General features: G+C 64.7%; 8 protein-coding genes and 2 tRNA genes. 9 read left to right on the forward strand and 1 reads right to left on the reverse strand.

The window, feature by feature from the left end; translation table 11 throughout:
• The first annotated feature begins 100 nt into the window (after positions 1-100).
• The 6 genes from lon (at position 101) to ACX40Y_RS12345 (ending at position 8,717) form a co-directional block, all read left to right on the forward strand.
• Positions 101-2,506: an endopeptidase La gene (gene lon / locus ACX40Y_RS12320; protein ID WP_459119864.1), complete on the forward strand. Its 2,406-nt coding sequence runs from the start codon at positions 101-103 to the stop codon at positions 2,504-2,506.
• Between the two features lie 160 nt (positions 2,507-2,666).
• Positions 2,667-2,939: an HU family DNA-binding protein gene (locus ACX40Y_RS12325; RefSeq protein WP_459119865.1), complete on the forward strand. Its 273-nt coding sequence runs from the start codon at positions 2,667-2,669 to the stop codon at positions 2,937-2,939.
• Positions 2,940-3,039: 100 nt separating this feature from the next.
• A tRNA-Val gene (locus tag ACX40Y_RS12330) sits at positions 3,040-3,114 on the forward strand.
• A 92-nt stretch (positions 3,115-3,206) separates the two neighbouring features.
• Entirely contained in the window at positions 3,207-4,091 is an 885-nt protein-coding gene (locus ACX40Y_RS12335; protein WP_459119866.1) for an EamA/RhaT family transporter, read from the forward strand.
• A 205-nt stretch (positions 4,092-4,296) separates the two neighbouring features.
• Entirely contained in the window at positions 4,297-5,946 is a 1,650-nt protein-coding gene (locus tag ACX40Y_RS12340; RefSeq protein ID WP_459119867.1) for a hypothetical protein, read from the forward strand.
• An 83-nt stretch (positions 5,947-6,029) separates the two neighbouring features.
• Positions 6,030-8,717: a TonB-dependent receptor domain-containing protein gene (locus tag ACX40Y_RS12345; protein WP_459119868.1), complete on the forward strand. Its 2,688-nt coding sequence runs from the start codon at positions 6,030-6,032 to the stop codon at positions 8,715-8,717.
• A gap of 55 nt (positions 8,718-8,772) precedes the next feature.
• Here the strand turns inward: ACX40Y_RS12345 and ACX40Y_RS12350 are convergent, their stop codons facing one another.
• Positions 8,773-9,450: a prolyl hydroxylase family protein gene (locus tag ACX40Y_RS12350; RefSeq protein WP_459119869.1), complete on the reverse strand. Its 678-nt coding sequence runs from the start codon at positions 9,448-9,450 to the stop codon at positions 8,773-8,775.
• Between the two features lie 121 nt (positions 9,451-9,571).
• Here ACX40Y_RS12350 and ACX40Y_RS12355 point away from each other — a divergent pair, with 121 nt between their 5' ends.
• From ACX40Y_RS12355 to ACX40Y_RS12365, 3 genes are all read left to right on the forward strand, one after another.
• Complete coding sequence (locus ACX40Y_RS12355; RefSeq protein ID WP_459119870.1) at positions 9,572-10,711, forward strand: ATPase, T2SS/T4P/T4SS family; 1,140 nt, start codon at positions 9,572-9,574, stop codon at positions 10,709-10,711.
• Between the two features lie 57 nt (positions 10,712-10,768).
• Positions 10,769-10,845 (forward strand) — tRNA-His (locus tag ACX40Y_RS12360).
• A 26-nt stretch (positions 10,846-10,871) separates the two neighbouring features.
• On the forward strand, positions 10,872-11,924 hold the full coding sequence (locus ACX40Y_RS12365) for a Glu/Leu/Phe/Val family dehydrogenase (RefSeq protein WP_459119871.1): 1,053 nt from the start codon (positions 10,872-10,874) through the stop codon (positions 11,922-11,924).
• Positions 11,925-11,929 lie beyond the last annotated feature (5 nt).

Genomic DNA, 11,929 nt, shown 5'->3' on the forward strand with positions numbered 1-11,929 from the left:
AATCTATCCGCAGCTTAATGCCCCCGAATGATTGATGCCGCTGGCGCCGGCCCCATATATAGTGGAAAGTAGGGCCCCGACGGGCCGACCCGGAGTACCCATGAAGCAGTCTTATCCCGTTCTGCCGCTTCGAGATATCGTCGTATTTCCGCACATGATCGTGCCGCTGTTCGTCGGCCGCGACAAGTCGGTGGCGGCGCTGGAAGCGGCAATGGCAGCCGACAAGGAAATCTTCCTCGTCGCCCAGCTCGATCCGGCCGAGGACGATCCCGGCCGCGACGATCTCTACGATACCGGCGTTTCGGCCGAGGTGTTGCAGCTGCTCAAGCTGCCCGATGGCACCGTCCGCGTGCTGGTTGCGGGCAAGGAGCGCGCGTCGCTCGTCTCGATCGAGGAGGCCGACGGCTATCTGACCGCCAATGTCGCGCCGGTTGAAGTGGCTGACGCCGACGAGGCGCCGAGTGCCGAGCTGAAGGCGCTGATGCGTTCGGTGGTCGACCAGTTCGAGAATTATGCCAAGCTCAATCGCAAGCTGCCGGCCGAGACGGCGGTGCAGCTGGGTGAGCTCGATGATCCGTCGCGACTTGCCGATGCGGTTGCGGCCAACATCGCGGTGAAGGTGGCCGACAAGCAGTCGTTGCTGGTCGAAACCGATCCCCAGAAGCGCCTGGAGATGGTGTTCGCCTTCATGGAGGGCGAGCTGGGCGTGCTGCAGGTCGAGAAGAAGATCCGCAGCCGCGTCAAGCGCCAGATGGAGAAGACGCAGCGCGAATATTACCTCAACGAGCAGCTCAAGGCGATCCAGCGCGAGCTGGGCAATGAGGGCGAAGAGGGTGAGGGCGACGAGGTCGCCGAGCTCACCCAGAAGATCGCCACCCTCAAGCTCTCCAAGGAAGCGCGCGCCAAAGCGCAGGGCGAGCTGAAGAAGCTCAAGACGATGGCGCCGATGTCGGCCGAGGCCACCGTCGTGCGCAACTATCTCGACGTGCTGCTGGGCCTGCCTTGGGGCAAGAAGTCCAAGCTGAAGAAGGACATCGCCGAGGCGCAGGGCGTGCTCGACGAGGACCATTATGCGCTGGAGAAGGTGAAGGACCGGATCGTCGAATATCTCGCGGTCCAGGCGCGCACCAACAAGCTGAAGGGGCCGATCCTGTGCCTCGTCGGCCCGCCGGGCGTGGGCAAGACCAGCCTTGGCAAGTCGATCGCCAAGGCGACGGGGCGCGAGTTCATCCGCCAGTCGCTGGGCGGCGTGCGCGACGAGGCCGAAATTCGCGGCCACCGCCGCACCTATATCGGCTCGCTGCCGGGCAAGATCGTCACCAACCTGAAAAAGGCCGGTACGTCGAACCCGCTGTTCCTGCTCGACGAGATCGACAAGCTCGGCCAGGATTTCCGCGGCGACCCCGCCTCGGCGCTGCTCGAGGTGCTCGATCCGGAACAGAACAGCAAGTTCAACGACCATTATCTGGAGATCGACATCGATCTTTCGGACATCATGTTCGTGTGCACGGCCAACTCGCTCAACCTGCCGCAGCCGCTGCTCGACCGCATGGAGATCATTCGGCTCGAAGGCTATACCGAGGATGAGAAGGTCGAGATCGCCGAGCGGCACCTGATCGCCAAGCAGATCGACGCACATGGCCTGAAGGATGGCGAGTTCACCCTGACCAATGCAGGGCTGCGCGACCTGATCCGCTATTACACTCGCGAGGCCGGCGTGCGTACGCTGGAGCGCGAGATCGCCAAGCTAGCGCGCAAGAGCCTGCGCAAAATCCTCGAGGGCAAGGAGACCCAAGTCACCATCACGCCCGAGAATCTGGCGGACTATGCTGGTGTCAGGAAATACCGCTTCGGCGTGGGCGAGGAGGAGCACCAGATCGGTGCTGTCACCGGCCTCGCCTGGACCGAAGTGGGCGGCGAGCTGCTGACCATCGAGAGCGTCACCGTGCCCGGCAAGGGCGCGATCAAGACGACCGGCAAGCTGGGCGATGTGATGAAGGAATCGGTGGAAGCCGCGTTCAGCTTCGTCCGCGCGCGCAGCCCGGGCTATGGCATCAAGCCGAGCCTGTTCTCGCGGAAGGACATCCACGTCCATTTGCCCGAGGGCGCGGTGCCGAAGGATGGGCCGTCGGCGGGTATCGGCCTGGTCACGTCGATCGTCTCGACACTCACCGGCGTGGCGGTTCGCAAGGACATCGCGATGACCGGCGAGGTCACGCTGCGGGGTCGCGTGCTGCCGATCGGCGGGCTCAAGGAAAAGCTGCTCGCGGCGCTGCGCGGCGGAATCAAGACGGTGCTGATCCCGACCGAGAATGAAAAGGATCTCGCGGAAATCCCTGCCAACATTCGCGAAGGGCTGGAGATCGTCCCGGTGGCGCATGTCGATGAGGTGCTGCGGCTTGCGCTGACCGAACCGCTCTCGCCGATCGACTGGACCGATGCCGACGATCTGGCGGCGCAGCCGCCAGCCGGCGTCCCTGCGATCGGAGACGCGGTTCATCATTGACAAGGTGTAACTTTTCTGACGCAATCCTGTCGGAAAGGCTTTGACAGCGGCGGCGGCCCTGTGCTCACTCGCACATCGGTTTGCCGCCGCGATTCATTCCAATCGTTTATCCGTTCCAACGCGACGTACGGCGCACAAATTTTAGGGGGTTTGCACCAGCATGAACAAGCAAGAGCTGATCGGACAGGTCGCGGACGCGTCCGGCCTTGGCAAGGGTGACGCGGTAAAGGCCGTTGAAGCGGTTTTTGACGTGATCTCCGAGGCGCTGAAAAAGGGTGACGAAGTTCGCCTGGTCGGATTCGGCACGTTCTCGGTCAGCAAGCGCAAGGCTTCGACCGGCCGTAATCCGCGCACGGGCGAGGAGATGACCATCAAGGCGTCGAACCAGCCCAAGTTCAAGCCCGGTAAGGGCCTGAAGGACGCGGTCAACTAAACCGCGCCAAAATTTTCCGGCCCGCCGCCGCGGATCGGGTCTGGACAGCGGGCTAGACTGTTCGTAAAGGCCCGCTTCCCGTTTCGGCCGATTGGCCAATGGGCGCGTAGCTCAGTGGTAGAGCACTGTGTTCACACCGCAGGGGTCGCTGGTTCAATCCCAGCCGCGCCCACCATGTAGCAAGCCCGCCGGTCGCAAAGCCGGCGGGCTTTTGCGTTTGGCGGCGACCGTTCCTTGCCGTCGCTCGCACCAAAAGGAGTGCCATCGATGCTCTGGGCAGCGGCGACGATCGCGGCAGCGACGTTTCAGGTGGCGCGGAACGCCTTCCAGCGCGGCATGATGTCGAGCAGCGGCCCCTGGGGGGCAACGCTCGTGCGCTTCCTGTTCGGCCTCCCGTTCTCCTGCCTGCTGGTGGCGGCAGCGATTGTGGCGGCCCCGGAGGTTCAGCCGCAGTTCGGACTGGCATTCTGGTGGCCCGCCATGCTGGGCGCGCTGGCGCAGGTTATGGCCACCGCCGCGCTGCTGCTGGCGATGCACCATGCCGGATTCGCGGTCGGCACAGCGCTTCAGCAAAGCTCGGTGCCGCTCGCCGCGGTGGCGGGCCTGGCCGTGTTCGGCGACCAGCTTTCCATGCTCGGCTGGACCGGCATCGCGATCACCTCGGCGGGTCTGGGCATCGCCGTCTGGCCGCGAGACACCGAGGGTGCGACCCGCCCCTGGCTCGGCATCACCTATGGCGCCATATCGGGCCTGTTGTTCGGCCTGGCGCTCAACGGCTTTCGTCACGCGGGTCTCGCGCTGGAGCCTGCGCATCCCTTTTTTGCCGCGACCGCCAGCCTGACGATCGTGCAGGCGGTGCAGGCGGCGGTGCTCGGCGCGATCCTGGCGTGGCGCGATCCGGCGGCATTGTGCGCCGTGCTGGCCGGATGGCGGGGCTCGCTCGGCGCCGGTGCCTTCGGCGCACTCGCCTCGACCGGGTGGTTCCTTGCACTCAACCTCGCGACGGCGGCCGCGGTGCGATCGCTGGGCGTCATCGAAATGCCGATCGCGGCGCTGGCGGGCCACCGCGTCTTCCGCGAAGGGCTCGGCATCCGTCAGTTGCTCGGCGGCGTCGCAATCTGCATCGGCGTGGTGATGACCGCCGGCTTCTGAGCGGCCATGCAGCCGCGGTGTTCAGCAACGGGACGCCTGTCACATCAGCGTAATCAATGAGTCTCCGAAGTTTCTCGAAGGTCGCACGTTCGCGTCATCTCCGTCCCCTAGCGGAGGCCTGCGGCCGACGGGGGAACAGCCGAGTCGATCCCGCACAGTTTCGCATTCGCGCAAAACAACCGGTGTTCGCCGGAACGGAGATATTATGGCCAGCTTCAAACGCCTTAGCCTTATTCTGATGACCAGCTGCGCGGGCGCTGCGCTCTCGGCCTGCGACGGGGCGAACGACATCGCATCGCCCGGCACCGGCGGCAACGTGATCATCAACAACCCGACCCCGGCGCCGACGGCGACCCCGACCCCGACGCCGACGACCGCGCTCGTCACGCCGGCCACGGGCTGCCCCACCATCGCCGACCCGAAGGGCCTGACCGATGAGGGCACGATTACCGGCCCGACGGGCACGTGGCGCGTCTGCACGCTGCCCGCGATCATCTCGAAGAGCGTGACGCTGCCGAAGATCGCCGGCCTGCTGTACCAGATGAAGGGCCGCGTCGACGTCGGCTGCGACGGCGGCTTCACCGCGCCGACCAGCGCCGCGCCGCGCGCCAGCTCGACCGTTGGCTGCACCACCGCCAACGGCTTCACCCTCAACAGCAGCAGCCAGCTGACCGCCGACACGAACGTCACGCTGACGATCGATCCAGGCGTGATCGTTTATGGCGGCACCGGTACGTCGTGGCTCGCGGTCAATCGCGGCAACAAGATCAACGCCGTCGGCACCGCAAGCCAGCCGATCATCTTCACCAGCCGCGACAACGTGCTTGGCATCAACAATGACGCGTCGTTCGGTCAGTGGGGTGGCGTCGTGCTGATGGGCCGTGCGCGGGTCACGGACTGCTCGACCGGCACGACCGCAGGCAACACTTGTGAGCGTGCCACTGAAGGTTCGGCCGATCCGGCGGTGTTCGGTGGTACCGATGATACGTACAATGCTGGTACGATGAAGTATGTCCAAATCCGGTATTCGGGCTATGTTCTTGGTGCGAATACCGAGCTTCAGGCGCTGACGACCGAAGGCATCGGCAGCGGCACCACGCTCGACTATATCCAGAGCCACAACAGCTCGGATGACGGCGCCGAGTTCTTCGGCGGCGTGGTGAACTTCAAGCACTATATCGCCACCGGCGCCGACGACGACAGCCTCGACATCGACACCGGCCTGCGCGGCGCATTCCAGTACGTCCTGCTGATCCAGCGTCCGGGCCAGGGTGACGCGCTGATGGAAGTCGACAGCAACGGCTTCGAAGCCGATCTGCCGCGCCAGAACACTGCAGTCGCCAACTTCACTGCGATCCAGAGCCAGGTCAGCAGCAACAACGAGGCGAACGACCAGGCTTCGGTCCTGCTTCGCGGCAATGCCGATCTGACGCTGGTGAATGGCCTGCTGATCTCGCCGAACAACGAGTGCATCCGCATGAACGGCAGCGGCACGACGCCGGCGACGCTGGTTGCCCGCTCGGTGGCCCTGCAGTGCAACAGCACCAAGTTCATCGGCACTGGCAGCATCACGGCGGCGCAGGTTGCCACGGCGTTCGGATCGGGCACGAACAACAACAACGACAGCTTCGTGAACTCGCTCGCAAACCTGTTCGTCAACGGTGCGACCGAGACGGCGGTGACTGCCACGGATCCGAAGACGGTCAACTCGTTCTTCGACACGACGACCTGGATCGGCGCGGTCAAGGACGCGAACGACACCTGGTATGCGGGCTGGACCTGCAACTCGGGCTACGCATCGTTCGACAACACCAGCGTCGCAGGCCGCGCCTGCACGTCGCTGCCGACGACCTGAGGCCAGGCCTCACCTGACTGGAGGGCGGGGCGTGGCCATCAGGCGGCGCTCCGCCCTCTTCCGATAAGAACTAGGGGTTCACGATGACCAAGTCGTTGGGGCTTGCCAGCCTGCTGCTACTCTCTTCCGCGCTCGTCGCGCCTGCGACTGCACGCGCGCAGACGACACCGGATTCGCCGACCGGACCGGCGACGGATGCGGCCGTGCCGCAGGATGACACGGCGGCAGCCGATGCCGTGCAGGGGCAGGACGAAGCCACCGACGTCTCGATCCCCGGCGACATCGTCGTCACCGGCCGGCGACTGAATATCGCACGCGATACGCCGCAGGTAGTTTCGGTGCTGTCGACCGCCGACATCCAGCGGACGGGCGAGGGCGACATCGCGGGCGCGCTGAGCCGCGTCACCGGCCTTAGCGTGGTCGGTAACGGCTACGTCTTCGTTCGCGGCCTTGGCGACCGCTATTCGCTCGCGCTGCTCAACGGTTCGCCGCTGCCGAGCCCCGAGCCACTCAAGCGCGTCGTGCCGCTCGACATTTTCCCGACCAACGTGGTCTCGTCCTCGCTCGTCCAGAAGAGCTACTCGGTCAATTTCCCAGGCGAGTTCGGCGGTGGCGTGATCAACCTCACCACCAATTCGGTACCGCGCGAAGGCTTTCTGACCGTGAGTGGCGGCATCGGCGCCAATACCCGCACGACCGGGCAACTCGGCTATGTCTATGCCGGCGGCGGTCATGACTGGACCGGCTATGACGACGGCACGCGCGACACGCCGCCCGCGCTAGCGGCGTTCTTCGCCAGTGGTGAGCGGATCAGCTCGGGGAACGTAGACACCGGGGCGATTGCCAAGCAACTGGTCAATGCGAACAACGCGCTGCTCCAGCGCAACACCAATCTGCCGCCGAACTGGTCGGCAAGCGTTTCCGCCGGCAAGTCGTGGGACGTGGGCGAGAATACGCTCGGCGTGATCGCCACCGCCGGTTACAGCAACAAGTGGAGCGTGCGGGACACGATCCAGCAAAGCTCGCTGACACAAGACCTTTCCACGCTTGAAAATGATTTTGAACGAGTTATCACTGACAATCGTGTTGTTGCAAACGCGCTGCTCGGCCTCGGGTACGAGTTCGGTGACAATAAGATCCGCTGGACCAGCGTCTATATTCACGACACCCTGAAGAATACGCGCTTGGGTATTGGCAAGCGTAACAATAACGAAATAACTGATTTTCAGGATCAGGATAGCCGCTGGTTCGAGCGTCAGCTGATCGACACCCAGCTGGTCGGTGAATTCAAACTGACCCCAACGCTCAGCCTGGACCTGCGCGGAAGCTATGCAAATTCGAAGCGTAAATCGCCGAGTGAGCTGACGTTTGAATATGTCCGTACTAACGTCGCTTCCGACCCCTATGGAAATTACTTTATTAACCGGCTGAACAACGGCAACGGCGGTGACGCCACCGTCAGCTATTCGGACCTGAACGAGGATCTGTGGTCTGGCGGCGCCGACTTGACGTTCAAGGTCGTACCGGACCTGAGCCTGTCGACCGGCTATGCCTATCTGGACACCAGTCGCTACAGTTCGCGTCGCGATTTCCAGTTCACGGCCCCGAGCGATTTTCCGAGTGCCGTTGCTATGCTGCGGCCAGACCTGCTCCTCGGCAGCGCGATCATCGACTATTATGGTATCAAGCTGACCGAAACCAACGAGGGCAACCCGGCCTTCGATGCCACGCTGCGCAGCCACGCCGGTTATGGCCGAGCAGTCTACCAGATCACGCCTGAACTCTCGATTGACGCCGGTGTGCGCTATGAAACTGCCAAGGAGCGCGTGACGCCAGCGCAGGTGTTCACCGTGGTGGGCTCCAGCAACGCATCGACCAGCTTGGACAATGATTACTGGCTGCCGGCCGCGACGATTACCTGGCAGTTCCAGCCTTCGATGCAGCTGCGCTTCAATGCATCGAAGACGATCGCGCGGCCGCAGTTCCGCGAGCTGATCTACCAGTTCTACTTCGATCCTGAAACCAACCGCCAGTATCGTGGCAATCCGCTTCTCCAGGACAGCAAGCTGTTCAACACCGAAGCGCGGTACGAATGGTATATGGGCAGCGATCAGCGGGTTACCGCTGCTGCCTTCTACAAGCGGATCGACAAGCCGATCGAAACTTTCATCGCGGGCGGTGATTTCATCACCAGTTTTGCCAACGCGCCCAAGGCCGATCTGTACGGCGCTGAGTTTGAAGCGCAAAAGGGCTTTGCGCTGGGCAACTGGCTGAATGGCGACTTCTTCGCCGACCGCAGCCTGCTGGCGATCGCCAACTACACCTACACGCACTCCGCGCTGAAGGTGAAGGACGGCGATCCGGTGGCGGTCTATGCGGCGTCCTCGACGAATGCGGCCGACTTCTTCCGCGACGGCTCGGCGCTGACGGGCCAGTCGGATCACCTGGTCAATTTCCAGCTCGGCATGGAGCGTAAGGGCCTGTTGTCGCAGCAGACCTTCATCCTCTCCTATGCCAGCAAGCGCGTCACCAGCCGCGGCCTGGCCAACCAGAACCAGCCGGACGTGTACGAATATCCGGGCTTCAACCTCGATTTCGTCGCGCGACAGGGCGTGATGGTCGCGGGCCGCGAAGTCGACCTCAAGTTCGAGGCGCGTAACATCACCGGCCGTCGCTATCGCGAGACCCAGTCGAACGGCACCAACACGGTGACGTACAACAGCTATGCGCCGGGAACGACCGTGTCGCTGTCGCTCTCGACGACCTTCTGATCCGACGGAAAAGCAAGGCCCGTGCCGCGACTGCGGCCGGGCCTTTTGCTTGCGATCATTGCCAGGGGCGTTCGCGAAACCACTGGGTGACGACATATTTCAGCCCGGCGCGAACCTTCATCGCGTGGTGGATCGTCGACGGGTTCGGCGTGCCGTCGGGGCGCAGATTGTTCCAGACGAGCAGCTTGCCGGTTTCCGGCTGGACGATCTTGTCGATCGCCTTGAAGCGGGTAGCGCCGCCCGCATCGACGTCGTTGAGATAAAGCATCACCGTCCAGGTGCGCTGGCCGGCGACGCTGCAATAGCGTTCGAAATCGACGCCGCTCGGCTCGAAATAATCGGTGTGCGCCTTGAACTCCTGGCCGATCGCGTAACGCTGGCCCTGCATCGGTTCGGCATGGGCCGGATCGAGCCCGGTCAGCGCGATGATCTGTCGCCGAAGTGTGTCGACGGCCGGATCGTCGGGCGGGAAATCACAGGTCTCGCTGGTGCGGAACGCATAATCGTCACCCCCATCGGCGATCGTCGAGGGGCGGCGGTTCGCGTCGATCGCGGTGATCAGTGTCTCGCACAATGCCGGATCGGCGAAGGCGCGGACGATGAACAGCGATACCTTGGGGTTCGGCACCCGTTGGACGCCGGGGTGGCGCATCAGGCATTCGATCACTGGCTCGGCGGGATGGCCGCCTCCGGGTGACGCGGCGACGATGGACGGATGGAGCGACACAGGCATGGTCGCCGCTTTTGCCAAAATTGCCCGCGGTTCGCCACACCGACTCGCCACCGTCATAAAAGCGACTCGTAACCGTCATATGGGATCCCTAGCGAGCAGCGATCATGCTGGGGGAACACGCGTGAACACGCTTGTAGAAACGATGGCGCGCGACGCGGCGCTTGCGCTGAGGCTCGATGATTTGCTCGCGATCGCCGCTGATCTAGGGGCGTCGCACGTCCATTTCGACTCCGACGAGGCCGGCATGCGGATCGGCTACCGCGTGGCGGGTCAGATGCGCGCCGAAGGGCCGTTGGCCTCCTTCGCGGTGTGCGAGGAAATTGCGCAGGCATGCGAGCTCTCGTTCGAAGCGCGAATGCCCCAGAATGCCGTCTTTCGCCGTGGTGGCGAGACATTCGACGTTGCGGCGATGCCGGCCGAAAATGGCGTTCGCATCGTTCTTCACCGCGAAGCGGCGCGCGGCGCCGGCGATGAGTGCGAGCGGCTTGGCATGAGCCCGTTGCTGGCACGCGAGACACGGGCGGCGATTGCCCGTCGCGGCCTTGTGCTCGTCGCCGGGCCGGCCGGTGCGGGACGAAGCACCACGCTGGCGACGCTGCTTGGCGTGGCGGCGGGGCGGGAGCGGCCGGCCCTTGCCATTGGCGGCGAGACGATCCCCGATCGCCCGGAAATTTGCCGAGGCGATGTCGAGCGCGCGCCACCGGCGGAGTTGCTGCGCGCGGCGCCCCGGCAGGATTTCGACGTGGTGATGATCGACTCGCTCTGCGACCGGGTGACGGCGGCCGCGGCGGTGCATGCGGCGCAGGCGGGGCTGCTGGTGCTGGCGGGGCTTGCGGCGCCCAATGCCGTCGCTGCCGTCCAGCAGCTGCGCGCCTGGCGAGTCGAGGCGTTCGAATTGGCGGCGTCGCTTAACCTGGTGCTGGCGCAGCGCCTCGTCCGGCGGCTCTGCCCGCATTGCCGCCAGCCGGTTCAGGCGACGGGATCGGTTTCGGCGTTGCTGGGATTCGATCCCGGCGCGATCGTCTATGCACCTGTGGGTTGCGCGCTGTGTGAGGGCTCCGGATTCGCTGGCGAGCTCGCGGCATTCGAGGCAGTTCGGGGCGATCCGGCGATCCGGCGGCTGATCAACGATGGCGGCGACGCGGCGATTCTGGCGCGGCATGCCTTTGTCAGCGCACCCGATCTTGGCGCGGCGACGCGGGCGCTGGTGCGGTCGGGCGTAACCACCCCGGAAGAGGCGGTAAGAATTTCGCGCGGATAACCGGCGGCATCGGCTTGCGCTCGGCTCAAGACCTCGCTAAGCGCGCATTCCTTCACGGCGACCGTAGCTCAATTGGTTAGAGCGCTGGTTTGTGGTACCAGAGGTTGCGGGTTCAATCCCCGTCGGTCGCCCCAGTTTCTCACGGCGTGCGGACCCTTCCATGATCACCGACTGGGGCTTTCCCGATTTCGACGACCATGAGGGCGTCCACCTGTTTTCCGACCGCGAATCGGGTCTGAACGCGATCATCGCGGTTCATTCGAGCAAGCTCGGCCCGGCCGCCGGCGGTGTCCGCTTTTGGCATTATGCCGATCACCGCGCCGCCATCACCGATGCGCTGCGCCTCTCGCGCGGCATGAGCTACAAGAACGCGATGGCCGAACTGCCGATGGGCGGTGGCAAGGGCGTTATCCTGGCCGACAAGCCTGGAGCACAGGTGACGCAAGCGCAGCTTGAGGCGTTTGGACGCGCGGTCGAGTCGCTGGGCGGTCGCTATGTCACCGCCGAAGATGTCGGCATGTCCGAAGCGCGGATGAAGATCGTCGCGACGCAGACGCGCCATGTCTCCGGTCTGCCGGTCGCGGCCGGCAATGCCGGTGGTGATCCGGGCCCTGTCACGGCGCGCGGCGTCTATCTGGGGGTTAAGGCGGCGGCCAAGCGCGGCCTGGGCACCGACACGATGGCCGGTGTCCGCGTCGCGATCCAGGGCGTCGGTTCGGTTGGCGGCGGGCTTGCCCGTCTGCTCGCGGCCGACGGCGCGAAGCTGATCCTCGCCGATGTCGATGCCGATCGCGCCCGTGCGCTGGCGTCGGAACTCGGCGGTGAGGCGATCGCTGCCGATGCGATCCTGACGGCGGAGGCCGATATTCTGAGCCCGTGTGCGCTCGGCGCGATCCTCACCGAAACCTCGATCGAGGCACTGAAGGTGGGCATCGTCGCCGGTGGCGCCAACAACCAGCTCGCCACCCGCGAGGACGGCCACCGCCTGCACGCGCGCGGCATTCTTTACGCGCCCGATTATGTGATCAACGCCGGCGGCATCATCAATGTCGGCCTCGAATATCTCGGCGCGGGCGACCGCGCGGCGGTCGATGCGCGCGTCGAACGCATTCCGGTGCGGCTCGAGCAGGTGTGGGACGAAAGCGCCGCGACCAGCGATCCCGCCAGCGAGGTCGCCGACCGGATCGCGCAGCGGCTGATCGGCCGGGCCTGAGCCCG

It is taken from the genome of Sphingomonas sp. RS6 (assembly GCF_054489705.1).

Coding starts and splice junctions, on each gene's coding strand:
- ACX40Y_RS12325 (WP_459119865.1), top strand. CDS start 2,667: ATGAACAAGCAAGAGCTGATCGGACAGGTCGCGGACGCGTCCGGCCTT.
- ACX40Y_RS12365 (WP_459119871.1), top strand. CDS start 10,872: ATGATCACCGACTGGGGCTTTCCCGATTTCGACGACCATGAGGGCGTC.
- lon (WP_459119864.1), top strand. CDS start 101: ATGAAGCAGTCTTATCCCGTTCTGCCGCTTCGAGATATCGTCGTATTT.
- ACX40Y_RS12345 (WP_459119868.1), top strand. CDS start 6,030: ATGACCAAGTCGTTGGGGCTTGCCAGCCTGCTGCTACTCTCTTCCGCG.
- ACX40Y_RS12350 (WP_459119869.1), bottom strand. CDS start 9,450: ATGCCTGTGTCGCTCCATCCGTCCATCGTCGCCGCGTCACCCGGAGGC.
- ACX40Y_RS12335 (WP_459119866.1), top strand. CDS start 3,207: ATGCTCTGGGCAGCGGCGACGATCGCGGCAGCGACGTTTCAGGTGGCG.
- ACX40Y_RS12340 (WP_459119867.1), top strand. CDS start 4,297: ATGGCCAGCTTCAAACGCCTTAGCCTTATTCTGATGACCAGCTGCGCG.